Source organism: Helicobacter sp. 11S03491-1, assembly GCF_002272835.1.
Lineage (GTDB): Bacteria > Campylobacterota > Campylobacteria > Campylobacterales > Helicobacteraceae > Helicobacter_J.
On sequence record NZ_MLAO01000002.1, the window covers coordinates 61,860 to 88,477 of the forward strand.

The following is a 26,618-nucleotide window of genomic DNA, read 5'->3' on the forward strand; positions in this document are numbered from 1 at the left end:
AGAAGGGAATATTTTGAAAAAGGTTTTTATAGTTTTTTTTCTTTTATGTATTGGGTTGAATTCATGGGGGCAAGAGTCTCTCAAAGATGGTAAAGGCAAAATTGTAGGGGGGATAGCTATCACAGTTAATGGCGATCCTATTACATTATATCAGATCCAACAGACAGAAAAAAAATTCAAATTTAGCAAACAAAAAGCTATTGATAAGCTTATTGCAGAGAAGATTAAAGATCAAGAAATTAAACGTTTGAATATTCATGTTGATGATGCCAAGGTTGAAGAAGAGATTGATAATATTGCTAAACACAATGGAATGGATAGGGATAATTTTGTAAGCGCGCTAATGCATCAAGGCATAAGTTATGGGAAGTATAAAGATGAACTCAAAGAACAGATACAAACTCAGGAACTTTTGAGAAATATTTTGCTTTCAAATGTCAATACTGCAGGAGAAACACAAATGCGTGATTATTATAATAAGCACAAAGAAGAATTCAAAATTCCCAAAGATGTTGAGACAGTTCGATATATTTCTCGCGATCCTCAAGCGCTTAAAAAGGCTATTGAAAATCCAATGATGAATATTGCGGGCGTAGATCGCGGGGAAGAAAAAATTTCTTTAGAATCACTTAATTCTCAAATTGCTCAAGTATTTATTAAGACAGAAAAAAATGCTTTTACTCCTGTTCTTAATGCAGGAGGAGGAAGTTATGTATCCTTTTTTATTAAGGATAAAATAGGTCAGACAGAGATCCCTTTTGCCCAAGCTAAGAATTTTATCGCTCAAAAATTAGTTGAGGGCAACCAAGATAGAATCTTGGATGAATATTTTGAAAAAATAAAAGTAAAAGCAAAAATTAATGTCATAAGAGAATAAATGAAGGATATTGCTTTTATTTATAGAGATCCTTTGTTTGGAATCGCAATTTTAATTGCAATTATTGCGATTGTAGCTTTGGCTGATTATAGTCGCAATCGTTACCGTTCTAAAAAACGATCCCAATCTTTGAAAAATCTTGCTAAGTCTTATGAATATGCAGGTTTGAATGATGGGGTTATGGAATTTTTATCTCTGGCGCACAATCCGGTCCCTACACTCATGTTTTTGGCTCAAACCTATGCTAAAAGCGGGGATAATGAGCAAGCGATAAAAATTTATTTAAGTATGCTTGAAAAAACTTTTGAATCAAAAGACAAAATCCCAATTTTAGAGGCTTTGGGCATTACTTATTTTAATGCCGGATTCTTACAAAGAGCAAAAAATATTTTTCTTGAAGTGTTAAGAAGTTACCCTAGAAATTCTGGGGTTTTGTCTTATTTGATGCGTACTTATGAGAGTATGGGAGAATACAAAAAAGCCTTAGAAGTTTTGGATTGTTTAGATGAATTGGAATTTGGCTCCAATAATCAGACTAAAGAAATTAGCGATAATAAAAATTATCTCTATTTAATGATGATTATTAATGAGAATTTTCTTTCTTTAGAACAAAAACAAACTCAAATTGTTGCCTTAATGCACAAAGCTCCATCATTAAATAAAATGGCATTAGCCTATCTCAAGACATATCACTTGCCTATATTTTGGCAACAGATATTGCAATTGTCTGATATTGATAATTTGATTGATTTGTTTTGGGGTTTTTTACCGGATGAAATTCCTTTTGAAATGATTGAAAATAGACAAAATATTTTAGATATTTATCGTGCTAAAGGATATATATGTGATGATAAAGAATGCGCCTTATTTGAATTGGAGCTTTTAAGAGTACTTCACCAAAATTCTCATCTCAAGGGGAGTATAGATTTTGAATACCGTTGCCATAGCTGTAAAAATATTTTTCCTTTTGATTCCTATCGTTGCCCTTCTTGTTCAGAACTGGGGATGATGGATTTGATCTTGAAACTTCGTAGAGTAAAAAATCATGAAACAAATTAAATTATTCTGTGATGGATCTTCTTTGGGCAATCCTGGGGCTGGGGGGTATTGTGGTATCCTTCAATATGGAGGAATCCATAAGATTGTTTCTGGAGGGGAGAAAATCACTACCAACAATCGTATGGAGCTACGAGCGGTTATTGAGTCGCTTAAATGCCTTAAAGAACCTTGTAAAATTGAATTATATAGTGATTCAAAATATGTGTGCGATGGCATTATGCTTTGGCTAAAGAATTGGGTAAAAAAGAATTTTTTAAATATTAAAAATCCTGATTTGTGGCAAGAGTATTTAAAATTTTCCAAACCCCATGATATTCAAGCTATTTGGATAAAAGGGCATAACGGACATGCTCAAAATGAAAAATGTGATAGAATCGCTAAAGCTGAGGCTTTGAAATACAAAGAGGTAGAAGAAGATGGATAAAGCGGTAGAATTTATAAAATTAGAGCAAACTATTGGCTATGTATTCCATGATAAGGCATTGCTTTTAGAGGCATTGACTCATAAAAGCTGCAAAACATCTTATAATAATGAAAGACTAGAATTTTTAGGCGATGCTGTTTTGGATTTGTTGGTAGGAGAATTTTTATTTCGTAGGTTTCCTCGGAGTGCTGAGGGAAATCTCTCTAAAATGCGTGCGGCTATTGTTAATGAAAAGGGCTTTATGAAACTTGCCCAAGCAATACAATTAGGCGCTTATTTGTATATTTCTCAAAGTGAAGAATACAACAAGGGCAGGGATAAGCCCTCTATTCTTTCAAATGCTTTTGAAGCGCTTATGGGGGCAATCTATCTTGAAAGCGGGTTACAAAAAGTGCAGGAAATTGTTTATGATCTCTTAGAAAAAGTTTATCCAAAAATAGATTTTGAAAGTTTATTTGTCGATTTTAAGACAGCCCTTCAAGAACTCACTCAAGCAAGATTTTCCCAAATTCCTGAATATGTACTTATAGATGAAAGTGGTCCTGATCATCACAAAGAGTTTGAAATGAGCTTGTGGATTGATGGTAAAAAATATGCGCAAGCCAAAGGTGCAAGTAAAAAAGATGCACAACAAAATTGTGCCAAAATCGCTTTTTGTAAGTTAAAAGAGGAGCAACCATGAATGTATTTGGAGAGAGATTTAAGGTGATGACTTTTGGAGAGTCACATGGAAGCGCTATAGGTTGTGTTGTTGATGGAGTGCCGGCGGGATTGAGGGTTGATGAGAATTTTATAAATCAAGAAATGGATAGACGTAGGGGAGGTAAAAATCGTTATTCTACTCCGCGAAGCGAAGCAGATAAAATAGAGATTTTGAGTGGCGTTTTTGAGGGGATAAGCACAGGTATGCCTATTGCCTTGTTGATTAGAAATACGAATGTCAAAACCAAAGATTATGAAAGCATTCAATCTGTTTTCCGACCCGGTCATGCTGATTGGACTTATATGCAAAAATATGGGATTAGAGATTATCGAGGCGGGGGGAGAAGCTCAGCACGCGAAAGTGCTGCAAGGGTAGCAGGTGGGGCAATTGCCAAATTGCTGCTTCATGAATTGGGCATTATTTGCGAAAGCGGTATTTACGCTATTGGTGGAATACAGGCACAAAATTTGGATTTTGAATATGCAAAAAAAAGTGAGATTTTTGCTCTAGATCCAAATGTTGAAGAAAAACAAAAGGCATTGATTCGTGCGGCAAAAGGCGATCAAGATAGCATAGGAGGAGTAGCACTTCTTCAAGCCAGGAGACACAAAGGTAGAATGGTTGAAGGACTTGGAGAACCTTTGTATTATAAGCTTGATGGTGTTATTGGCGGTATGATGATGGGGCTTAATGGCGTGAAGGCTGTTGAGATTGGGGATGGGATAAGGGCTTCAGAAGTTCGAGGAAGTCAAAATAATGATGCAATGGATGTAAAAGGATTTTTAAGCAACCATTCCGGAGGGATTCTTGGGGGGATTAGCAATGGTGAAAATATTGTTGTAAAAATCTATTTTAAACCTACTCCAAGTATTTTTTTGCCACAAAAAACTATCAATACAAAAGGAGAAAATACACTTTGTGAACTTAAAGGCAGGCATGATCCTTGTATTGCTATTCGAGGGAGTGTTGTGTGTGAAAGCTTGCTTGCTTTGATTTTGGCTGATATGGTATTGTTGCATACGGCTACAAGATTGGAAAATATCAAAAAAATCTATAATTGATGATCTCAATTTTACAAAATAAAATAATTAGCAAACCCAACATGAGAAATAAGAACATGACAAGAGTATAAAAAACAGATAAAAAGAACCAATCAACCAAATAAAACAATTATGGAATTTTGTCTCAAAAACATGGCATTGGAGATACCATAAATAAAATCAAAGCTATTTCTAATTCAAAGTAAAATCTTTTGTTTTGTTGAGTGAGATTTTAGAGAATACTTTTTATGAGAGTATATTTTAATTCCAAAATCCGGATTTTGGAATTAAAATTCTGTTTTTAAAATAGCGCCATTGCTAGCATTGCTTACCAAAAGAGAGTAGCGTTTAAGCCATTTGCTTTGAATTTGTTTTTGTTTGGGCTGCCATTTTTGTCTGCGTTTTTCTAAAATATCTTCTTGTACAAGGAGTTCAAGAATACCTTCATTGACATCAATCTTGATAGAATCCCCATTTTCTACAAGTCCAATGACTCCTCCCTCAGCAGCTTCAGGACTGACATGCCCGATACAAGCTCCTCTGGTAGCCCCACTAAATCTCCCATCTGTAATAAGAGCGACGCTTTCTCCTAATCCCATTCCCATGATTAAACTTGTAGGGCTTAGCATTTCAGGCATACCCGGACCACCCTTTGGACCCTCATAACGGATGATGACAATATTTCCGGCTTGGACTTTTTTGGTTGATATTCCTTGGATAGCTTCTTCTTGAGAATCAAATACAACAGCTGTGCCTGTGAAATTTTTCATATTTTCAGCCATTGCGCCAACTTTGACAACTGCACCTTCTTGGGCAAGGTTGCCATAAAGGATTTTTAACCCTCCTGTTTGAGAATAAGCATTTTCATTAGTATGGATAATTTGGGTGTCTATAATTTTGGCATTTTGAATCCTCTCAAGAATGCTTTCTCCTGTGATGGTGGGCGTATCTTGAATAATATTGCCACGTTTATTGACTTCATTCATGACTGCGCTTACTCCTCCGGCACGATTGATATCTTCCATAAATACATTGGTTACTGCCGGAGCAATTTTTGTGAGGTGAGAGACATTTTTTGCAATTTCGTTGATATTTCTGAGATTAAAATCTACTTCAGCTTCTTTGGCAATAGCTAACATGTGCAAGACTGTGTTGGTGCTCCCACCCATTGCCATATCTACAACAAAGGCATTGTGGATGGCTTTTGCATTGAGGATATTTCTCATTTTGAATTTTTTGCTTTTGGCTTCATCCAAAGCGATAGCAACAATTCTTCTGGCTGCTTGATGCAATAATTCTTCCCTCTCTTTGGTCAAAGCGGGGATTGTTCCATTCCCACTGAGCGCTATTCCCATCGCTTCACAAAGAGTATTCATTGAGTTAGCCGTAAACATTCCACTACAACTTCCTCCGCTTGGGCAGGCTTTGCATTCTATTTCATAGAGTTTATCTTGACTAATTTTTTTAGCTTCATAAGCTCCTACAGCCTCAAAAACTTGTGAAAGACCAATACGACTCCCATCACTGAGTGTTCCTGCAAGCATAGGTCCCCCACTTACAAAAATCGTAGGTACATTAACCCGTAAAGCTCCCATAATCATACCCGGAACAATTTTGTCGCAATTGGGGATGCATACCATTGCATCAAGTTTATGGGCATTCATCACAGTTTCAATACAATCTGCAATAAGCTCTCTACTGGGGAGACTATAAAGCATCCCATCATGCCCCATTGCAATCCCGTCATCTACGCCAATGGTATTAAATTCAAAAGGCACTCCTCCGGCTTTATAGATTTCTTCTTTAACAATTCGTCCATATTCGGGTAAAAAATAATGACCCGGTATAATGTCAATATAACTATTAGCTACCCCAATGAAGGGTTTGTCAAAATCCTCATCTTTTAATCCTGCACCTCTAAGCAAACTTCTATGAGGTGTTCTTGAATATCCTTTTTTGATTGTGTCGCTTCGCATTTTGTACTCCTAAAGTCATTCAAGGCACTTGAATGAGCCTATTTTATATTATACCTTATAAAATTATTATAATCATCTTAATTTGTCATGTTGTTTCAAGTTAGGCTTGAGGGATTTTATTGTAAGATTACAAGTAAAATTTGGAGGCTTTGATGTGCGGGATTGTTGGGTATATTGGCAATAATGAAAAAAAAGAGATTTTACTCAATGGCTTAAAAGAGCTTGAATATCGTGGCTACGATAGTGCAGGTATTGCAGTGCTTGCAGCAGGAGAACTGAAAAATTTTAAAGCTGTGGGTAAAATTTGCAATCTTGAGAACAAATGTTTGGATTTTGTTTCAGAGGGATTTGGACTGGGAATAGGGCATACGCGTTGGGCAACACACGGGAAACCTACAGAAGTCAATGCACACCCGCATATTGCCCAATTTAGCAATGTTGTTCATAATGGGATTATCGAAAATTACCAAGAGATCAAAAAAGATTTAGAGCAAAAAGGGCATCAATTTGTAAGTCAAACAGATACAGAAGTGATCGTGCATTTATTTGAAGAAAATCTTAAAAATTTTGATGATGGGTTAGAGGCATTTAAGCAAACTATCAATACTTTGAGTGGGGCGTATGCGATTTTACTCATTACTAAAAAATATCCCGATAGAATTTTTTATGCTAAAAATGGTTCCCCTTTGATTGTAGCCAAAGGTGAAGGTGGGATTTATTTTGCCAGTTCAGATGCGCCTTTGGTCGGCTATGCTAATAAAGTTGTCTATCTTGAAGATGGTGAAATTGGCAGTATGGATAGTGTTGGATTTGAGTTGCTTAAAAATATCAAACCCTTAGAACATAACAAAGCCTTTGCTCAAAAAGAGGGCTTCAGATATTTTATGGAAAAAGAAATTTATGAGCAACATAAGGTTTTGCTTGAAACGATGATGGGGCGAGTGAGTCAGGAGGGGATTAATTTAGAATCTATTTGCGGGGATTTTTTTGAAGGTATTCATCAAATCACAATTTGCGCTTGTGGGACAAGCTATCATGCAGGCATGAGTGGCAAATATCTTTTAGAGAGAATTTCCAAAATCAAGACAAATGTAGTGATTGCCAGTGAATTCCGATACGCAAATCCTGTGATGGAAAAAGATGAGTTATTTGTTGTTATTTCCCAAAGTGGAGAAACAGCTGATACCCTAGAAGCCCTTAAACTTGCCAAAGCCAATCGTCTCAAAACTTTAGCCATTTGCAATGTAGATAACAGCTCAATTGTTCGAGAAAGTGATGGAGTGATTCTTACGCGTGCAGGGATTGAAAAAGGTGTGGCATCCACAAAAGCATTTGCTACTCAAGTAATGGTATTATGGATATTAAGCGTTTATATTGCTTGCCAAAAACAACTTTTAAATCAAGATGAGTTTAAAAATCAAGTACAATCTATGCTTCAAGCCAGCAAGGCAACAAAGGTTGATTCTAAATTACATGAACGTTTAAAAAGACTTTCAAAGCGTTATTTGCATGGTCATGGATTCTTTTTTATCGGTCGAGATATATTTTATCCATTAGCTTTGGAAGGGGCATTAAAGCTTAAGGAAATTAGTTACTTGCACGCAGAAGGATATCCAAGTGGGGAAATGAAGCATGGACCTATCGCTCTTGCAGATTCTTTGTTATTTACTGTGGCTTTGATGCCCAAGCATCTTTTATATGAAAAAATTAAAAGCAATGTTGAAGAATTAAGCGCAAGAGATGCCACTATTTGTGCTATTAGCTCACAAGATTTTGAAGTAGCTGATGATATGGTTTATATCAATCCGGGAGCAAGCTATATGGAAGAGTTTTTTTCAATGATGGTTGTTTTGCAACTTTTAGCTTTAGAAATTTCTATTAAGCTTGGTAATGATGTAGATATGCCCAGAAATTTGGCCAAGAGTGTCACAGTAGAGTAATTAGAATTTGTAATTATACATAATATAGGGCATAAGACTGGTTTCAAATCTCCCGCTATTTAAAAGAGTCTTGACCGTTGGGAGTATCTTGATCCCAAATTCAATGCGATGTTTGATAAAAATACTCAATGTTACCCCTCCTTCTATCATCAATCCGGCCGTATAAATGGCATCTTTAAATAAAGAAAAATTGCCATTATCTGTATAAATAACTCCCCCTCCCCCAAGCCCCCCAAAAAATCCTAAAAAATGTTTATAACTCCTGTTTAAAGGAAATTCTCCAATCATATCAATGCCCAAAGAAAACATAGCATAAAAAGAACGGCTGGGATCATTTACCCATTGATAATTGAGCATTCCTGTTGCCATATCCAGATCAAAGAACCCTCTAATTCCTATATTTTTATTAAAAAAAGTTTGAACGCCACTTTTGATAGAAAATATAGCGGGCGAATCTGTGTGGCTTTTGTTTTGGTAATCTTTTTTGATTTCAACCCCTCCAATCCCAATCCCAATATATTTACCACTTTTTTTTCGTATCAATTCTTGTTTATTTCTAATTTGGGCTATGCTTGAATCTTGGATATTATAATTATTGTTTTTAGGAGGTGGAGGGACGATTTGTCGGGGTGTATCTATAGAAATATCTTCGGCATCTAAAAGAGCGCATAAAAATAACCCGCACAAGAAAAATTCGCATAATCGACGCATTCTCACCTTTCGAAGTATAGTTGGTTATGCAACTATTTTTTGTTATAATATTTGTTATAATTTTACCAAAAAATCACGAGGAAGGGCAATGTCAAAAACTTCTTTGAGAATTAGAAAGGATCCCCAAAAAACAATCCTTTGGCTTTATGGAGATTGGAATTTTCAAACAAATTCTAAAGACTTAAAAATTTTGAAAAATGCTATAGAAAGCAGCAATTTGGCTTTGATAATTGATTTTGAATCTATAGGGCATTTGGATTTTGTCTTTAGTGCATTTTTATTTGAATTTTTAAAATCTTCAAAAAAAGAGATTGAGTTTATTAACATTCCAAGTAAAGCTTCCAAAATTCTAGAGACTACCCAAAATCTTTTGCCTAAATTCAAAGAAAGATCAAACCCATCTCTTCAACCCAATGTATTTAAAAAATGTATTGATTGGTGGGGTAGATATCTGGTCGGTTTTGTTCAAAAATCATTGGATTTTTTAAACTTTACAGGGATGGTGTTGTATTTTTTTGTTCAATCATTGATCCACCCTTCAAAGATACGTTTAGCCCCATTATTTTATCATATTAATGAATCAGGGTTTAAGGCATTGCCGGTGAGTATTTTGACAGCTTTAATCGTAGGGTATGCTATTACGCTTCAAGGGGCTATACAGCTTCAAAATATGGGAGTGCCTTTGGTGAGTATTGAGACAACAGCCAAACTTTCTTTGCGTGAAATGGGTCCTTTTATATTAGCTCTTGTTATAGCAGGCAGGAGCGCTTCAAGTTTCACAGCCCAAATTGGAGTCATGAAGATAACCGAAGAGTTAAATGCCATGAAGACAATGAATTTTAGCCCTTTTGATTTTTTGGTTATTCCTCGAGTCCTGGCGCTTATTATTGCTATGCCTTTGTTAGTTTTTTTAAGTGATGCTTTTACGTTGTTTGGGGGAATGATGGCTATTAAATACCAGCTTGGAATCGGGTTTGGGCAATATATAGATAGATTTTATGAGACAGTGAGTTGGAATCATTTTTGGGTAGGGATGATAAAAGCGCCATTTTTTGGTTGGGCGATTGCAATGGTGGGTTGTTTTAGAGGTTTTGAAGTCAAAGGGGATACTGAAGAAGTTGGAAGACTTACGACTATTAGTGTTGTGAATGCGCTTTTTTGGATTATTTTTATCAATGCGCTTTTTTCGATTATTTTTACAAAGTTGAGTGTATGAATCCGATTGTCGAAGTTAAAAATCTTTATAATGCCTATGGAGATACGATCATTCATAATGGGATTAGCTTTGAAGTATATAAGGGAGAAATATTTGCTATTTTGGGTGGGAGTGGGAGTGGCAAGAGCACGCTTTTATCCAGTTTGATATTTCTTAAACGCCCTAAAAAAGGACTAATTGAGATTTTTGATCAAGATATTTGGAGTCTTAAATACAAAGACAGGTATAAGATTTTGAATCGTTGTGGTGTGTTGTTTCAATTTGGAGCGCTTTATAGTTCTTTGAATGTACTTGAGAATGTTGGTGTTATGCTTGAAGAACAAAGTAATTATCCCAAAAAAAACATTCAAGAGGTCTCAAAAATGTGGTTAGATATGGTAGGTTTAGATAAAAAGGTCTATTATCTTTATCCTTATGAATTAAGTGGGGGGATGAAAAAACGTGTAGGTTTGGCTAGGGCAATGGCATTAGGACCTGAAATATTGTTTTTAGATGAGCCAACCAGCGGGTTAGATCCTACGAGTGCAGGGAAATTTGATGATTTGATCTTGAAGCTTAAAGAAATGCTTGATTTAACGATTATAATGATCACTCATGATTTGGATTCAATCAAAGACAGTGTCGATAGGTTTATTTTACTGAAGGATTGTCAAATCAATTTTGATGGCAGTTTAAATGAATTTAGTCTTAAAGCCAGAGAATGTGGGCTTTCAGAAGATAATTTGTTTAACTCAAAAAGAGGAGAGAGATTTTGGAAAGACATATAAATTACACACTTATTGGTTCTATTTTTTTTATTGTGGTTGTATGTATGGTGATTTTTATATTTTGGATCGGACGCATTGGCGTAGATGATGGAAAATATCGTACTTATTATGTATATACAGACAAAGAAGTATCCGGCATAGCTATAGATACACCGGTGAAATACAAGGGGATTACGATTGGGAGTGTTACTAAAATCGGTTTTGATACAACTCAACCCGGAATTGTTATCATTAGATTGGCTATCAATGCTTCTATTGGGGTACATAAAGATTCTTTTGTGATTCTTGATTCACAAGGATTAGCCGGACTTGGATACTTATCACTCAAACAAGGAGAAAATCCTGAAATTATACAAAAAGATGAAGATCCTATTTTGGAATATAAACAGAATTTTATGGGCAAGATAGCCTCACACGCAGATGAAGCGACAAAAGAACTCTTAAGTGTCCTCAAAAATGTCAAAAATCTCACTAGTGCGCAAAATATACAGAATATTTCTCACATCATTAAGTCATTAGACTTGCTCACAAGCACCCTTGTAGAGACAAAAGATGAAATCAATGCTCTATCAAAAAATTCTAATACATTGTTGCTCAACATCAATCATAGGTTTGACAGTGGGGAATATGATATTAAAAATATTCTTAATCCTGTTGTTTTAGAATTGGAGATGAGTTTAAAAAATATGAATAGATTTTTTCAAAAAAGTTCAGTTTTGCTGGATAAGTTTGATTCTAATCCCTATGATACATTGTTTGGAGAGCGCAAATGAAAAAGGTAGCCATAATTTTATATGCTTTGATATTAGGGGGTTGTGTTAATTTAAAGATAAAATCAGAGCTTCCAAAAATAGATTTATATAGCTTAAATACACATTCTTTAGTGTCTTCTAAATGTCAGGGATACAAAGATATTGCTTTGATTGGGATTGAGAGTAGCACGCTTTATGATACTAAAGATATTTTAATCCATTCAGATGATGGAAAAATACAAAGCATGGAGGGCAAAAAATGGGTTGATTTTCCTAAAAATATGCTTAAAGATTTATTAGCCCAAGAGGCATCCAAACAATGTATTTTGATTTCTTTGCCTCCATTTGGGACTTCTTTGCCTCAAAAAATGCTTAAATTGATGATTTTATCTTTTGGCATATTTACAGACAAGCAACCCCAAGCGCAATTAGGGCTAGGTTATGAAATTTTTATTGGAGGAAAAAAGGTAGATAGTGGTATTTTAATAAATAAAAAAGACACTCAAGGAAATCCCATCCAAGCATTACAAGAAGTATCCAAAATGGGGATAGATAAAGTGAGTGAATTATTTTCCAAGCAAAAATAAATATACCCAAAGCAAGCATTTAATGCAGAGTTTGTTGGAGGGCTTGTTTTACTTCTATTAAAATGTCTTGGTCATCTTTGATATCAAAGAATTCAAATTCCATACCACTTTGGCGTTCGCCATTTAACAAATCCCCACTATTGCGGTATTTGAGATCAAGTTCTGCAATTTCAAAGCCGCTTAAATTTTTTGAAAAATCTTGAAGGCGCATAGAATCTTTTGTGTGAGTGTATAAAAAACAATATCCCTTGAGACCATTTCTGCTTACTCTGCCGCGTAATTGGTGAAGGGTAGCCAGACCAAGTCTTTCAGGAGCAATAATGACTATGGTAGAGAGTTTGGGTAGGGAAATACCTACTTCTATTAATGTGGTAGCTAAAAGAATACTTCCTTTGTTTGTAAAATCTTGGAGCACTTGTTCTTTGTCTTTATCTTTTCCTGAAGTAACATAAACATTTTGGAAATTCTTTTCCCAAAATCCTTTTCCTTCTTTGAGCGAGAGGTATTTGAAATTTTGACTCTCTTCTACGAGGGGATAAACTATGACAACTTGCCTATTTTGAGCAACTTCTGTTTGTATGTGGTGGAGGAGGTGATTAAAATTGGTTTTGTCTATGATGGTTGTTGTAATGTCTTTTTTGAAAGGCAAGTCTTTGATAAAACTAAAATCTATTAAGCTTGAGTTTAGCATTGCCATTGTGCGAGGGATAGGAGTGGCAGAAAATTGCAAGACATGAGGTTTTTTTATATCTTCTGAAGTTTTTTCTTCGGTGATTTTTTCAAGTTGATGGCGTTGTTTGGTCCCAAATCGATGTTGTTCATCACTCATAACTAAGGCAAAATCATTTACATCAAATTCGCGATAAAGGAGTGCTTGTGTGCCGATGATAAAATGTTTTTCTTCCCCAAAAATATTCTTTTGGCTTTGGATTTTCTCTTTGGTATCAGCAGTAATAAGTTTGATACCTACAAAAGAAGGGAGGTATTTTTGAGCTTCTTCATAAAGCTGTCTGGCTAAAATCGTAGTAGGCGCCATCAATAAAGACTTGTGAGGATAAGCCATCATCACCGCACTCAAAATCACAATAGTTTTGCCACACCCTACATCTCCCATAATCAAACGTTTTGCTCCAACAGGGCTATTTAAGTCTTTGGCAATAGTTTGGATAGTTTCTTTTTGTGAAGAGGTAAGATTGAAGGGTAGTGATTGGATAAAAGATTGGTATTCTCCATTGCAAATATATTTGGAGTGAAAATATCTTCTTTTTTTGGAGAGACGTTTTAAGTAAGCATAAATTTCTGTCCATTTCAGAGCATTTAGATAAGGAGGGGGGAATGCATTGTTTTTTTGATACTCTTTCAAAAATTTTTCTGTAGGGTTGAAAATCTCTTGGATATGCATGGCAATATGTTCAGGAATTCCTTGACTGATAAGATTTTGTTTTGTGAGAAGTTTTTGGGCAAGTTGAGTGATAATGGTGTTTTTGAGTGCGACACTTTTAAACTTCAGTGTAATTTGTCCGGTTTCATGAATGATTTTTGGCTGTATCATTGTATATTTGCCAAATTTATATTCTATTTTACCCAATACATAAAGAGTTTTTTCATCTGAAAAAGTATTTTTATGAAAACTGCTTGCATTGAAAACAATCATTTCAAGGGGGGTTTGAAATTGAGTCATCAAGGCTTGAATTTTAAGAATTTTTCTATTCCTTATAAAATTGGCATGAAAGATTTTAACTTCTACAACACCAATAGGATCATCTTGTATGGATTGAAGCACAGAAGTATCGGTATAAGATTTTGGCGCATAAGTGGCAAAACAGAGCAAATCTTGACAACCAATTTTTATAAGTTTTTCATAGTCATGATGTGTTATTTCCATGAGCACATTTTATTATAAAATTTGTATAATCACAATTGAAAATACCCGGAGGATACAAAAATTTTCAAGATAAAACAAAAGAGTCAAGAAGTTTTATATAAAGATATTTAAAAAGTAACATAATTTTTGAGTCGTTAGTTAGCGGATTATTCAAAAGTATCTATTATTATGATGTATAAAGGATTCAAAAAGATGAATGAAAACTCTTATGGAAGAGGTCTTTTAAAGGTTTGAGACGATTTTGGAATTAAAGTTATTCAAATGAAAAATAAAATTTTAAAAATACTCAAAGTACAAGAGTCAAGATAAAATATTGAAGGAATATAAATGGATAAGGAAAATTTAAATCAACTCAATCTTTTAGGGCATAAAGATACTAAGTATATTTTTGATTATAACCCTAATATTCTGGAAGTATTTGAAAATAAACACCCTGATAATGACTATTTTGTCAAATTTAATTGCCCTGAATTTACAAGTCTTTGCCCCATTACATCTCAACCTGATTTTGCTACCATAACTATTAGCTATATCCCTGCATCAAAGATGGTAGAATCCAAATCTTTAAAATTATATTTATTTAGTTTTCGCAATCATGGAGGGTTTCATGAGGATTGTGTGAATATTATTTTGAAAGATTTGTGTCAAGTTATGATGCCCAAATATATTGAAGTATGGGGAAAATTTACCCCAAGGGGAGGAATTAGCATCGATCCTTATGTCAATTATGGTATTCCCCATACCAAGTTTGAAGAAATGGCTCAATACCGCTTGCTCAATCACGATCTCTATCCTGAAAAAATTGATAATCGCTAGCTCGCTTTTTTTGTTCGGAATTATCCTCTGATGAGTGCTTGTATCCTGTATTGAAGCATCATTTTATCCAGTGTTTCCCAAATCACTTTTTTAGCATCTATATAAAAATCACTAATACAATCATGGGGCAAATGCAAAGAAGCAATCATAAGACTTTGGCATATATGGGCGATACTCCCTTCAAACAATATCCCTACAAATGGTGAAGCAAGACTTTTTTTGGCACAAAGAGTGCTGATTTGATCAATCAAGGCAAAAAGCTCTCTTTTGGTCCGGATACGTGTTTCAAAAATTTTAATAAGATCATCTCTAAGGGTTGAAAGTTCTTGAGTATAAAGATCTTCTCTCAAATCTGTAAATATATCTTTGAAATTTTTACTAAAATAACTTTTCATTTGTTTGAGAGTCTTTTTTTTGTTAATTTTTGCAAAACCAAATTCTTCTATTTTCGTAGGTCTGGCTCCTTGTATATAGGCTCCATGTCCGAGGTTAAGCACCATTTTTGGATCAAAGGTCTTGATAGCTTGAACAAGATTCCTTAAAGAGAGTAAAAAAATAGAGTCACTATAGACAACCCCATCAAAATTTCCTCTTACTCTGCAAGCATCAGGAGGTAAAACAAATTTCTCCTTTCCATAAAAAGAATCTTTGGCATGTTTGCCTTTCCCCTCAATATAGCCGCAATCCAGCCCGCATATTAATACTTCAGAACCCATTTGGGCTGCTAATACAAATCCGGCATTCCCCACAAAAGGAGCAGCATATTCCATCACACTTTTTGGTGAAAAAAGATAGCTACTCCCACTCCCTCCACGCATAAAAAGATAGGCTTCTTTAGCAAGAGAGAGTACATCAGGATGGACCATGTTCGCACATAAGAGCGGCGTATTCTCTAATGGGGCATCTTTGAGGACATTTCTGAGATAATCCATTCGTTCAATCTCTATTTGAAAATCCGGCTTAATCCCATAAGCTTTGAGAGGTTTAATGGCTGTCCCGCAGCTGAAAATAATCATTTTTTCTTGATTGGCTTTGATAAAAGGCAAAAGTTCATCCAGGCTTGCGCCATTCCCCACTACACAAATAGGAGCATTGACTCTTTGAGGCAAGTTGAGGATAGGGTATTTTTGAGATCGAGGGGTGATATTGGCAAATGTATTTTTTACCCCTGTCATCTCATCTTCGAAACTGCCCCAACCTCTGGCATTGCTTGCATATGCTTCATTGATAATTGTTTGGGCACTATCAAGTTTGGGACTTGTATAGAGTTTGAGTTCTAATCGCAAGAAATTATTTGTGATTTTTTTTTGAGAAAAGAAATTATGGATAAAAAATTTGTCAATGAGATCTTTTACAAAAATATAGCAACTTTTAGGCGAAGTATTTTCAAAAAGTTTTTCATAATCAATAAAATAACAGCTGATACGAAAAATATCAATATTTTCTTCAAAAATGAGCAAAGAATGAAAAAATACCCCACGTTCGCGAATAAATTCTACAAACAACCCTCCTAATAGTCCAAAAATCGTTGTCGTAGGCAAAAAGGATCGACTTAAATAGTATTCTTTAATCCCTCCATATTCATGGAGCAAGTCAATAAAAGAATTGCACGCTTGCGCGGTAACCGGCAGTTTGAGAGTGTCCATTTTATCCAGATAGAGGTGGTTAGTGTGGATTTTCCATTTGGGATTAGATAAAGGATATGAAGCAATGTCTTGGCATACACTTACCATTTGATGTTTCCCTTCTGTGCAAGGGTAGGTGAGTTTTTGAGTTTTGAGATGGATGATGTTGAGACCTTTATCATCAAAAAGCAAATTATATTCAATTGGAGGAGTTTTGAGGGCATCAAACAGATGTGGAGAAGTTTTGTGAAAAAATTCCATATTTTTGACAAACCTGGAAGAAATTTCTGTTTCAATCAGAGATTTATCCTGTGAATTTAAAATTTCTAAAAGACTCATAAATATCCTTTAAATTCAAAAGAATTAAAAAATGATATTATAATTAAGTTTAATGTATTAAAGGGGAGTTTTTTTAATGACTGTAATTGGAAGTTTTGTATTTTGTAGATAAAATAATTTGTATGCATAGTTTTATGCTCCCCCCCCCCCCCTGAATTTAAGAAATAAAATCTATTTCTCATGATAAGCTCCTTATACTTGTGTTTTATTAGTTTCTTTATAGAAGAATCTATATTATTTTTGAATATTTATATTATTATAAATTTAGTTTATAGATAAAATTTATCAAAAATAAAATCATGCTAATTTACAACTATATACTCTAAATTAAATATCAAAAAATAATTCTAATAAAAATACGGGGATCTCTAATGATTTTTAGAGTATCCCATTGGATTTTGTTTTGTAAAGTTATTACCAAAGGCTTTGATACCGGATTTGGTTGTATCTATCTGTTTTATGAAGGGGGTATATCCCTTTGATTGGATTAAATCCAATAAAGTTATTATGCAAACTTTATTGGAATACGCCCCTATTATTATTTTGTATTAAAATATCCATCTGCCTCCTAGTGTGAGAGCGCCATACTGAGAAGCATTTCCTAGTTTAGCTCCCATGCTGATATTGACAAATAAATTATTGATGGCTTCCCATTCCCCACCCATTTGGAACATGAAAGCGCTATCCAGAGGATTTATTTTGTTATTACCTGTATCTAGGGGATTGCCACCGGCATCTTTAGCAGTGATTTTTTGATTATTCTCAAAGACATAGCCTTGATAATAAGCAGGGTTGAGGAAGAAGTAAGATTTTTCATTGAAGTATTTACGAAGCTCTAAACCAACTTGTAAATCACCAAAATGGGATTTAAAAGGATCAAAACTCAAAGAATACTTAGAACTTGCTGCATAAAAGCCTTTATTATCTCCATAATTATACCCGATACCTATATAAGGCTTGAGGAAAGCATCTGAACTAAGACCAAATACATAACCATAAGTGAAATTAGCATGGGTTGTGTAGGCATTGAATTTTCCTGAGAAAGAATTATCATTAAGTAGGGTATCTGTCATGCCCAATGTATTGGTTGCTATAACTTCTCCAATATTAATATCTACCTCATGATTGCCTGAATAAATCCTGGCATAAACCCCTACATCAAAGTTGTCAGAAGAGGATTTGGTATGATCTGAAAGAGCGCTGTTAGAATGAGCATAACTGCCATATAATCCCAACAAAGCACTCCCTACAAATACGTCATAACCTGCACTCACAGAGCTTGCAAAACTATTTACATGACCTACAGAACCTGCTACTGTGCCTATATTTGCCCAAAGATTATTGGTTTGAGACCAGCGAAGTTTCTCATAACCTAAGATTTCAGGAGTCAGACTTTTTGTAGAGGCAAGCTTTTCTTTGGAGATGGCATTAATAAATTGAGCAAAGCCCATGTTTTGATTATAAGGGTTAGAAAGTTTAGCCATTCTTGAGTTGGTTGAAAGGGCAGAAGTGAATTGAATTTGTTGCCCACCGGAGCTAAAGGCACTGATTTGAGAGAGTTCATCTTGTTTGTTTGTAGCTGAAGTGGTTGTAACTTTTTTCTCTACTTGTTGGACAGCTATTTTCTCAGCCTCAGCCTTCTCTGCTTGTTTTTTGGCAAGTTCTTTGGCTTGTTTGTCATATTGATCTTTGAGTTGGGCTAATTTTGCCGCTTCTTTTTTGCTTTTCTCAGACAATGTTTGCATATCTTGGTTGTATTTATTTTGAAGAATGGCTTTCTCATTAGCAACAGCTGTTTTTGCATTATTGAGTTGGGTAATCTTCTTATCAAGATTTGTGATTTGAGCTTTGAGAACATTGACACTGGCTATTTGAGCTTGAGTTGTTGATCCTGCTTCCGTAGTTTTTTTGTTGAGATCAGCAAGTTGCTTAGTCAGATTGTCTTTTTCACTATTAAGGGCAGCGATTTGGCTAGCTTGTTCAGCATTGGTTTTTTCCCTGGCAGCAATTTGTTCTTTGAGACCGGCTAATTCAAGACTGAGCGCAGCTTTAGCAGTGGTTAGATCGCTAACTTGAGCACTCAAAGTATTTTTCTCATTGGTGAGATTGGTCTTATCTGCCTGAAGTGTCTTGACTTGATTATCCAAGGCTGTTTTTTGAGAAATTAGAGTATTTTTCTCACTGGTGAGAGTGGCTTTATCTGTTGTGAGTGTTTTGATTTGAGCATCCAGAGCTGTTTTTTGAGTAACCAAAGCATTGATTTGAGCTTGAAGCTTGGCTGTATCTGTAGAAGTGGCTACTTGATCGGTAAATTGCTTGATTTGCTCATCAAGTTTGGCTTTTTCACTATTAAGGGCAGCGATTTGGCTAGTTTGTTCGGCAATCTTTGCATCTTTTTGAGCGATTTGAGCATCTTTTTTCTTCAATTCATCCCAAAAATATTTTCTCCTTTGAGTCCACCAATCGTGATCTTTATTCCATCTATTTTCCCAAAATTCTTTATCTTTGGTAAGTTGATTTTGTTGTGTGATGAGATCTAATTTGTCTTTGGTGAGTTGGACTTGTTGTGCCATGAGATCTGCTTTGTCTTGAGTGAGTTGGGCAATCTGAGTTTTGAAATTTGCAATTTGAGAGCCTATGTATTTTAGATTGTCCAGGCTTTCTTGGAAACTGTCAGATCCTGTTGTGCTTGTGGAAGTACTTGAGTTTGTCGAAACTGTACTTGTCGATCCTATTGGAGTTGTGCTTGTTGCAGTCGTCGATCCTGTCGAAGTGCTTGGAGTTGTTGATCCTGCGCTTGTGTTGAGATTGGCAAGTTGCTTGGTGAGATTGGCAAGCTGCTTGTCTTTATTGGCAATTTGGCTATTAAGAGCGCTGATTTGTTGATCCAGCTTTTTCTTGTCATCTTTGAGTTGTAAATTTTGAATAGAAAAATTCATGACCCCTTCACCTCTATCTTTATTGACTTTATCCAGCTCGGCATTGGTCTTTTCCAGTTGGGCAATTTGGGCATTCAAAGTGTTTTTCTCATTAGTGAGAGTGGTGATTCTTGTGGTTTGAGAAGCAATCTTTGCATCTTTTTGGGTGATTTGATTTTGGAGAGTGTTTTTCTCATTATTGAGATTTGTTTTGTCTTTGTTGAGTTGGGTAATTTGACTGTTGAGAGTCGCAATTTGCTTATTTAGATCGCTGACTTGTTGGCTTGTTTGGCTTACTCCTTGTTTTTTAAGATCATCGAGTTGCTTGGTTAGCCTGGTTTTTTCAGTAGTAAGAGTGCCAATTTGAGAGTCTTTGTTTTTCAATTCATTTTCAAAATATTGCCTTTTATTAACCCACCAAGTGTGATCTTTGTTCCATCTATGTTCCCAAAAATTTTTGTCTGTGGTGAGTTGGGTAATTTGACTGTTGAGAGTCGCAATTTGCTTATTTAGATCGCTGACTTGTTGGCTTGTTTGGCTTACTCCTTGTTTTTTAAGATCATCGAGTTGCTTGGTGAGGTTTGTTTTTTCTTTATTGAGATTGGCAATGTTGTTCTCAAGACCTCTGATTTGATTTTGGTATGCTGTCATATCAGAAGTATTCTTTGTGATTTGTTTGGTTAATTCTATCTTTTGATTGGTGAGATCAACAATTTTTTGGGTGAGCCGAGAGACTTTGTTTTGATAATCAACAATATCTCCTTGATTTTGAAGAAGCTTATCTTTTTCTTGTCTTAGGAGTAACAATTGTTTCTCGTATGCGGCAACTTGACTGTAATAGTAGGATAAAGGAACCCATTCAGTGTTGTTTGCGTAATCTGCTATATTACTGCTTGCTTGCGTATTATTACTGCTTGTCTGTGTATTACTTGTGGGCTTATTGCCTATGCCTACACTCCCTATGCCATTTATTATATAGCTTATATCATCATTATTTATTGGCTTGGTGCCTGCTACACTGCTAATATTACTATAATTACCATGTGCTACTCCATTAGCAAGTATTGTGGCAATTTGTTCCGCAGAGAGATTTGAAGTGTAGTTGCCATTTCCATTATCATAATAAATGTAGTTGCCATCTCCATTATCCATAAATACTATATCGGCAGGTTTGGTATTAGATTGGCTATAGCCGTGTTGGAGACTGGCGATCTGAGCACCGGTAAAAGTCATGGCGGGATCATTGATTGGGTCATGAGGTTTTAGTAATTCATTAGGAATATCTATCTCATTGGGCATGGTAAATGTCTTCGCGCTTAAATCTAAGAACCCCCCTCCCAACAATACACTTGCCAATAGTAAAGAAACAGATTTTGTCTTTCTTGCTCTCATATTAAATCCTTTTTATTGAATTTATATGTTGCAAGTAAGTGGAGTCTTTCTGAAAAAGTGTGCTATTATATCTAAAATTAATAAAAAAAACCTTAAAGATAAAATTTATTGATAGAAAGATATTAAAATTATTCAATATTAACTAAAAAAATTCTATCGTCTTATCATAAAAGTTTATTTCTATAAAAATAAATAAATATTGCATCTACACAAACAAGGCAGGGATTAGAATTTATATCTCATCCCTGCTTGTCCGTTATAGTATTGTTCATTGCCGGCTATTTTTATGCCCAGAGAGCCAAAGCCAAAAATATGGGCGCTAAATTTGAATTCTGCACCTGCAAGGGTGCTATAGTAGAGCTTGCCTCCAGAGTTAAGCGGGCTTTTGATCTCTATACCTCCCATAATATAAGTGATGTTTTTTTGGCTGTTATAGGCCATGTAATCAAGTCCGGGGATAATATAAAAATAGCCCCCATTTTTAAAATATTTTCTAAATTCCAAAGCTAAGGCGGTATTTAAAATAAAATTTGATGAACCTTTGACTTCAAAGGCTAAGCCCTTTTCTTTGTAGTTTCCTTGAATATTATACAAAGCGCTAATACCCAGTTGGGGTTTGATATAGAAATTTGTTTTTTCTGCTTGGATACCAAATACATACCCATAATTGAGACCTGCTTGAGTGGAATGGTTGATGTAGTTTGAGGTTTGCAAAGAGTTTAGATCAAGGATAGTCATGACTCTGTCTTGATTGACAAACCCCATATTATGGGAAACAAAAATATCAAACTCTGAATGGTGTGAAAATATTCTGGAATAAATGCCCAGTTGGGCATTGTGGGATTGGGTTTTTATATCTCCTTGATTGTTGCTTTTAGCATAAGCATAGCTCCCATATACGCCCAAAATCGCTGATTCTGTGATCAGGCTATCATAGCCTATGGTGCCCCCATAAATCATGGCATTTCCACTTGCGTTTGCATAAGCCCCGATGAGACTGCCCCATAAATCCATATTATTTTCTTCCTCTAGGGTATCCGGTTCTTGGAGGGACAGAAAGCTATCGACAGCATCGGTTTGAATGCTTTGATCTTGGGCATATTTATTTTTTGAGATTTTTTGAATCATTTTGGCAAAAGATGAGGTAGGGTTAAAAGGATTAGAAAGGTTTGTAAGTCTATTTTGAGATAGAGTGGAGGAGATAAGATTGATGGTCTTGGATATGGAGTTGTTCTGAGTTTGTTTGCTCAGATGATCCCTGTCATTCTTGGCTTCTTGGGTTAATTGGGTGAGTGCTACGTCATTATTGGCGTGCGTAATGATATAGGTAGCCAAGTCATCAGAAATATTTTTCAGAGCATTCAGGGTGCTTAGTTCATTAGCAGAAAGTCCTTGAATACCGGATTTATTGAGAATATTTAAAATCATTTTTGTTTTTTGGCTGTTGAGAATGAGGGCTTCATCTAAGAGTTGATTGAGTTGTTGGATTTCATCAGGATCATCGGTACTCAAAGCAGCCATTTTTTGATTGATTTCTTGAAGTTTATGTGTATATTTATTTTTGAGTTCGCTGTATTCCCCTGAAGTCATTGAGGGGAAATTTTGTTGGGATAAGGTCTTGTTTTTGAGTTCATCAACAATACCCTTGAGAAGGGCAAGCCCTTCTTGCTTGTAGGTTTTTTGTTTTTCTAATCGGGTGTTTAAAAGCGTTTTATAAACTTCACTTGCTTTAAAAGTAGCATTGAATTCTTCCAGCTTGGCAAGTTTTTGATTTTGCTTTTCTTTATCTTCTGCTTTGGGTAAGGCGCCTTTTAGATCATCTTGAAGCCATTGAATATTTTGGAGTTCTCGTTTTTTATCCTCATAATTTTTAATATCTTCATCATTGTAATATTTTGTTCTGATTTTGCTTTTTTCAGCTGCATCGGTGGTTGCGTTCAATTCGGCATCTCTTTGGGCTATTTTTGTGTCATTTTTGATTTTTAGCTCTGCTTCTTGAGATTTTAACAGTGCGATTTTTGCATCAATGGCGGCATTTTTTTCTTTGAAAAATTCTTCTCCAAGGAGCTGTTTGTATTCTTGAAGTTCCCCATCATGAATACTTAGAGCTTGTTGGGCTTTGGTAAGGGCAACTTTGGCGCCGGCAAACTTCTGTTGCAATTGAGTGATTTTTTCTTGTGATAAGAGAGCAGATTTAGCCTCATTCATCAGAGTTTCCACACTTTTTTGCTTGCTTGTTTCAGAGGGTCTCACAAGGATATAGAGATCTTTATTTTCATTTTCAAGCTTTGCTTCAAATTTGAGATTATTATTTGTGTAGTCTTGATCAAATTGGGCAAGCGATCCATTTATTTTGGTCGCTCCAAAGAGATGGATATTGTCTGTTGGCAAAAGAGGTGGGGTGGTTGTGGGTGATGGACTTACTTCCGGGCTAGAGGAGTCTTGATCGTTTGATACTGAGGGTTGTGGAGGAGTTTCAGATTGAGTGAAGCTAATGCCTTCTTGAGTTCTGAGAATCAAGTAAGCTCTATTGTTCATAATAGAGTTATCTTTGTTGGCAATTAACCCTATTTGAGACTTATCTGTAAGGATACCTTTTTTGCTTACAGAGATGTAGCCAAAGTCATTAGAATCTATTGCCCCTGAGAATATCCAGCCTTCATTTTTAAAATTTCCATTGATTTGTAAGATTCCCCCATCGATCAAAATAATTGTGCCGTTTTGGTGATTATGGACATTCCCGGTGATGCTAAGCTTGCCGTAATCAAATACAGAAATCCTGCCTTCTCTCCATGTAGAGGCATCTGTGAAGAAATTTTGAAACCCTAATGCATTTTTTTCTAAAGGGTTGTTAATAGCCTTGATCATATTTTGTGCGTTGTGTTCTAAAAGTGTTGCTCTTTTGAGGGTATCTCCGTTAGAAAAATTATAAACGATACTCTCAGTTTCATCAGCAGGAGTTTCTACGACAATATTTGCCTTTGATGCCCCTTGACTGATATAGAGTTCTCCAATATTAATAAAGGATTTATTTTGAAAATTCAGGGTTGTATTTTGAGCGATGAGACCCACTTGTTCTTGTAAAATTTTAAAATCATCATAGCTTTGATAAAAACTTGAAGGGTAGTTTTTGTTTGAATATTCATTATCAAAATAGTATTTTGTCTTTGGATAGGCAATTTCGCTTTTCATTTTGGCAGAGAAGGTAAGCTTATGATCGGTAATTAGGGATAGTGTGGAACCATTGCCTATATACAGACGTCCTTGAATCTTAAACTCCGAGTTTTCTGCGCTATCGGAGACAGGCGCAGAAGAGTCGGCTTTGACTTCAAGAGTTAATTTTGCAGCTTGAAGATATTGATTAGCAAGATTTAGAGCCAAAGGAGATTGGTATCTTGATAGAATCCCTATGCTGATATCTCGGATAGAATTGGTGGTATTGGGCTTAGACTTTAGGGTAAGTTCAGAGTAAGGACCTACAACATTAGTTTCATAAAGCTTGTTACTTGAATGTGAGATTTGAATCCTATCATTAGTGATTTCTAGAGAACTTTTAGGGATAGATCCATCTTGTGTTGGGAATGTATAAACATGCAAAGTTGTGGAAATAGAGGGTATGGAGAGTGTCCCATTTTTTCCGGAATCAACAAATATTTTTTCATAACCGCTCGCTTTATCTGCATAACCAAATTCTTTGACCTGATTGCAATAGCCGGATTTGCTGGAAGCGCAAATATCCACAGAGGATGTCGGTTGAGTATCACCATAAGCTGATAATATAATAGAGTTAATTATTAGAATAATTCTTATAAATGAAATAGAACGCATAAGTATATCCTTATATATAAAATGAGAATTATTATTAGATAGATTCCATAAAAAAAACCTGAAGTTTATTTTTTGCATATATAGTAAAATTATTTAATAATTTTCTACAAATTTCCCTAATTTATTTCCAAAAATAAAACTTTTAAGAACATGAAGAAACTCATCAATATTTTCTACAGATTGTGCATTATCTTGCCCGGCGCATTTTTGCCATGTTTGCAGAGTATTTTGGGATTGAATTTTTTTGGCGATATTAATGAAGAAAATATCTGTTTCTACCCCTTTTGCCTTAAAATTATCTTTGATTCTCTTGCACATTCCCATTGAAAAAAGCCTATCTTCCATATGAGCGAGTCTTTCTTCATAAGTTCCTTTTCCTAGAGCTTCTCCATCAATGCCATCTGTAACAATAATCATGATGCGTTTTTTATTTTTGCCTTTGGTAAGCATGGCGCTTCCACGTAAAATTGCTGTAGTTACAAGGGTTAGTTTCCCTCCCTTTATAGAAGCATCAAAGGGTTTTTCATTTAGAATTTTGAAATTTTTGGGATCGCTTATGGGCTGAAAATCTTCTTCATAAAATTTCATGTCTAAAGATCGCATTGATTTGTGGCTGATTTGATCTTTTTTCCCGTAAAAATCATAAGCAACTCCGTTTCTTCTGGAGTTTGGGATAAGAGGGTTGGTGTCAGTAAAATTATAGAATCTGAAACTGAAAATTTTTAATGGATCAAACATGTTTTCAAGTGTGGCTTCATAATCAATCATTTGAGGCAGGTTAGTTTCAATATTGGAGATGAGATTACTCTGAGGGTTGCTAAAAGCATGGAAAAAATTCAGGGCTTTTTGTTTTTCCGGATTTATAGAATAAGGGAGTTTTTCAAAAGTGAGATTTGTGTCATTTTGTGCCCATACAGAAGTCATTATTCCTGACCAAAAATCATAATCAGAAAGTCTGTATTGGGGTTTGAAAGTTACTTGTAAGACATAGTAAGAAGAAGTTGTGTCTCTTGAAATAGGCTTATCTCCCAAATTAATGTCATAATGAGTATTTTTTTGGATTTGAGTACCTGCATAAAATGGCAAGAATCCCAGTTGAGATTGGCTATTGGGATTAGAATTGATTGTTTTGATAATTTTATAAATAACAGCTTGCATAACTTCTGCACGATTAGAACTATTTTTTAATCTGGTGCAAACAATTTCATCATATTCAGGATCATTTGGAGTGCAAAAGCCAATATGAGAAATTTTTGTAACAAAGTCTCTGCTCATAGATTCAGAAAAATCCAAAACAAATAAATAATCCGTATCGATATGGGCATTAGGAGATTTTACAGAGATTTTTGCTTGGGCAAAATTTTGATTTTGTTTGTCTATAAATTTTCTAAACCATCCGGGAATAGATAAATCTGCATAAGAATTGATGATTTCTGCATTTTCTTCTTCTTGGGTTTTTTGATCTTTGATTTTTTTTAAGGTTTGGGCAGTATTTTTGATGTTTGAAAATTTGAGATTTTTGTCATGAAAATAAGCCTTGAGATAGCTTTGTATATATTGTCTTTTTTCTGCGTCATTTTTTAGGGTGCTTGCTCCTAAAGATGCTTCTCTTAAGGCATCTGATAACCTTGCTTGATGATTGAGTAAATTTGAAGTATCAAAGCCAATAACTAAAAGCCCAATAATAATAGGAGCAAGAATAGCAACACTCAAAGCAATAATCCCATCTTGTTGTTTCAAAAGATTAATGATTTTTTTCATAT

Annotated in this window: 18 protein-coding genes; 11 read left to right on the forward strand and 7 right to left on the reverse strand. The window is 35.1% G+C overall.

Annotated elements, in window-relative coordinates:
• The first annotated feature begins 13 nt into the window (after positions 1–13).
• Genes BKH45_RS01545 through aroC form a run of 5 tightly spaced genes read left to right on the forward strand, consistent with a single transcriptional unit; the run spans position 14 to position 4,124 of the window.
• Entirely contained in the window at positions 14–877 is an 864-nt protein-coding gene (locus BKH45_RS01545; protein ID WP_180675574.1) for a peptidylprolyl isomerase, read from the forward strand.
• The gene (locus BKH45_RS01550) at positions 878–1,936 is read left to right on the forward strand and encodes a tetratricopeptide repeat protein (RefSeq protein ID WP_095273720.1); all 1,059 of its coding nucleotides are present in this window, start codon (positions 878–880) and stop codon (positions 1,934–1,936) included. It begins immediately after the preceding gene.
• The gene (rnhA, locus tag BKH45_RS01555; protein ID WP_095273721.1) at positions 1,923–2,360 is read left to right on the forward strand and encodes a ribonuclease HI; all 438 of its coding nucleotides are present in this window, start codon (positions 1,923–1,925) and stop codon (positions 2,358–2,360) included. Before BKH45_RS01550 ends, rnhA begins: the two co-directional genes overlap by 14 nt.
• Positions 2,353–3,042, forward strand: coding sequence for a ribonuclease III (rnc, locus tag BKH45_RS01560; RefSeq protein ID WP_095273722.1), 690 nt, complete (start codon positions 2,353–2,355; stop codon positions 3,040–3,042). The genes rnhA and rnc overlap by 8 nt, the downstream gene beginning before the upstream one ends.
• Complete coding sequence (gene aroC / locus BKH45_RS01565) at positions 3,039–4,124, forward strand: chorismate synthase (RefSeq protein ID WP_095273723.1); 1,086 nt, start codon at positions 3,039–3,041, stop codon at positions 4,122–4,124. The genes rnc and aroC overlap by 4 nt, the downstream gene beginning before the upstream one ends.
• A 266-nt stretch (positions 4,125–4,390) precedes the next feature.
• Here the strand turns inward: aroC and ilvD are convergent, their stop codons facing one another.
• The gene (gene ilvD / locus BKH45_RS01570) at positions 4,391–6,079 is read right to left on the reverse strand and encodes a dihydroxy-acid dehydratase (RefSeq protein WP_095273724.1); all 1,689 of its coding nucleotides are present in this window, start codon (positions 6,077–6,079) and stop codon (positions 4,391–4,393) included.
• 152 nt (positions 6,080–6,231) lie between these two features.
• On the opposite strand from ilvD, the gene glmS reads away from it, so the two are divergent.
• Positions 6,232–8,019, forward strand: coding sequence for a glutamine--fructose-6-phosphate transaminase (isomerizing) (glmS, locus tag BKH45_RS01575; RefSeq protein WP_095273725.1), 1,788 nt, complete (start codon positions 6,232–6,234; stop codon positions 8,017–8,019).
• Here the strand turns inward: glmS and BKH45_RS01580 are convergent, their stop codons facing one another.
• Positions 8,020–8,730: an outer membrane beta-barrel protein gene (locus BKH45_RS01580; protein ID WP_095273726.1), complete on the reverse strand. Its 711-nt coding sequence runs from the start codon at positions 8,728–8,730 to the stop codon at positions 8,020–8,022.
• An 88-nt stretch (positions 8,731–8,818) separates the two neighbouring features.
• Between BKH45_RS01580 and BKH45_RS01585 the strand changes: the two genes are divergently transcribed.
• Genes BKH45_RS01585 through BKH45_RS01600 form a run of 4 tightly spaced genes read left to right on the forward strand, consistent with a single transcriptional unit; the run spans position 8,819 to position 12,052 of the window.
• On the forward strand, positions 8,819–9,946 hold the full coding sequence (locus BKH45_RS01585) for an MlaE family lipid ABC transporter permease subunit (protein ID WP_095273727.1): 1,128 nt from the start codon (positions 8,819–8,821) through the stop codon (positions 9,944–9,946).
• The gene (locus BKH45_RS01590) at positions 9,943–10,713 is read left to right on the forward strand and encodes an ATP-binding cassette domain-containing protein (RefSeq protein ID WP_095273728.1); all 771 of its coding nucleotides are present in this window, start codon (positions 9,943–9,945) and stop codon (positions 10,711–10,713) included. The genes BKH45_RS01585 and BKH45_RS01590 overlap by 4 nt, the downstream gene beginning before the upstream one ends.
• On the forward strand, positions 10,698–11,486 hold the full coding sequence (locus tag BKH45_RS01595) for an MlaD family protein (protein WP_095273729.1): 789 nt from the start codon (positions 10,698–10,700) through the stop codon (positions 11,484–11,486). Before BKH45_RS01590 ends, BKH45_RS01595 begins: the two co-directional genes overlap by 16 nt.
• Positions 11,483–12,052, forward strand: a complete 570-nt coding sequence (locus BKH45_RS01600) for a hypothetical protein (RefSeq protein ID WP_095273730.1) — start codon at positions 11,483–11,485, stop codon at positions 12,050–12,052. Before BKH45_RS01595 ends, BKH45_RS01600 begins: the two co-directional genes overlap by 4 nt.
• A gap of 19 nt (positions 12,053–12,071) precedes the next feature.
• Here the strand turns inward: BKH45_RS01600 and recG are convergent, their stop codons facing one another.
• Positions 12,072–13,937: an ATP-dependent DNA helicase RecG gene (gene recG / locus BKH45_RS01605; protein ID WP_095273731.1), complete on the reverse strand. Its 1,866-nt coding sequence runs from the start codon at positions 13,935–13,937 to the stop codon at positions 12,072–12,074.
• A gap of 327 nt (positions 13,938–14,264) precedes the next feature.
• Between recG and queF the strand changes: the two genes are divergently transcribed.
• Positions 14,265–14,753, forward strand: a complete 489-nt coding sequence (gene queF / locus BKH45_RS01610; RefSeq protein ID WP_095273732.1) for a preQ(1) synthase — start codon at positions 14,265–14,267, stop codon at positions 14,751–14,753.
• 20 nt (positions 14,754–14,773) lie between these two features.
• Here the strand turns inward: queF and BKH45_RS01615 are convergent, their stop codons facing one another.
• The 4 genes from BKH45_RS01615 to BKH45_RS01635 form a co-directional block, all read right to left on the reverse strand.
• Complete coding sequence (locus BKH45_RS01615) at positions 14,774–16,717, reverse strand: 6-hydroxymethylpterin diphosphokinase MptE-like protein (protein WP_095273733.1); 1,944 nt, start codon at positions 16,715–16,717, stop codon at positions 14,774–14,776.
• Between the two features lie 548 nt (positions 16,718–17,265).
• A complete protein-coding gene (locus BKH45_RS01625; RefSeq protein ID WP_095273735.1) occupies positions 17,266–21,027 on the reverse strand; it encodes an autotransporter domain-containing protein in 3,762 nt (1,253 codons plus the stop codon).
• Between the two features lie 225 nt (positions 21,028–21,252).
• Positions 21,253–24,855, reverse strand: a complete 3,603-nt coding sequence (locus BKH45_RS01630) for an autotransporter outer membrane beta-barrel domain-containing protein (protein WP_180675585.1) — start codon at positions 24,853–24,855, stop codon at positions 21,253–21,255.
• A gap of 93 nt (positions 24,856–24,948) precedes the next feature.
• Positions 24,949–26,616, reverse strand: coding sequence for a TadE/TadG family type IV pilus assembly protein (locus BKH45_RS01635; protein ID WP_095273737.1), 1,668 nt, complete (start codon positions 26,614–26,616; stop codon positions 24,949–24,951).
• Between the last annotated feature and the right edge of the window lie 2 nt (positions 26,617–26,618).

Bases quoted from the DNA above. Each gene is read 5' to 3' on its own strand.
- BKH45_RS01550 (WP_095273720.1), top strand. From the start codon at position 878: ATGAAGGATATTGCTTTTATTTATAGAGATCCTTTGTTTGGAATCGCA.
- rnhA (WP_095273721.1), top strand. From the start codon at position 1,923: ATGAAACAAATTAAATTATTCTGTGATGGATCTTCTTTGGGCAATCCT.
- rnc (WP_095273722.1), top strand. From the start codon at position 2,353: ATGGATAAAGCGGTAGAATTTATAAAATTAGAGCAAACTATTGGCTAT.
- aroC (WP_095273723.1), top strand. From the start codon at position 3,039: ATGAATGTATTTGGAGAGAGATTTAAGGTGATGACTTTTGGAGAGTCA.
- ilvD (WP_095273724.1), bottom strand. From the start codon at position 6,079: ATGCGAAGCGACACAATCAAAAAAGGATATTCAAGAACACCTCATAGA.
- glmS (WP_095273725.1), top strand. From the start codon at position 6,232: ATGTGCGGGATTGTTGGGTATATTGGCAATAATGAAAAAAAAGAGATT.
- BKH45_RS01580 (WP_095273726.1), bottom strand. From the start codon at position 8,730: ATGCGTCGATTATGCGAATTTTTCTTGTGCGGGTTATTTTTATGCGCT.
- BKH45_RS01585 (WP_095273727.1), top strand. From the start codon at position 8,819: ATGTCAAAAACTTCTTTGAGAATTAGAAAGGATCCCCAAAAAACAATC.
- BKH45_RS01590 (WP_095273728.1), top strand. From the start codon at position 9,943: ATGAATCCGATTGTCGAAGTTAAAAATCTTTATAATGCCTATGGAGAT.
- BKH45_RS01600 (WP_095273730.1), top strand. From the start codon at position 11,483: ATGAAAAAGGTAGCCATAATTTTATATGCTTTGATATTAGGGGGTTGT.
- recG (WP_095273731.1), bottom strand. From the start codon at position 13,937: ATGGAAATAACACATCATGACTATGAAAAACTTATAAAAATTGGTTGT.
- queF (WP_095273732.1), top strand. From the start codon at position 14,265: ATGGATAAGGAAAATTTAAATCAACTCAATCTTTTAGGGCATAAAGAT.
- BKH45_RS01615 (WP_095273733.1), bottom strand. From the start codon at position 16,717: ATGAGTCTTTTAGAAATTTTAAATTCACAGGATAAATCTCTGATTGAA.
- BKH45_RS01625 (WP_095273735.1), bottom strand. From the start codon at position 21,027: ATGAGAGCAAGAAAGACAAAATCTGTTTCTTTACTATTGGCAAGTGTA.
- BKH45_RS01630 (WP_180675585.1), bottom strand. From the start codon at position 24,855: ATGCGTTCTATTTCATTTATAAGAATTATTCTAATAATTAACTCTATT.
- BKH45_RS01635 (WP_095273737.1), bottom strand. From the start codon at position 26,616: ATGAAAAAAATCATTAATCTTTTGAAACAACAAGATGGGATTATTGCT.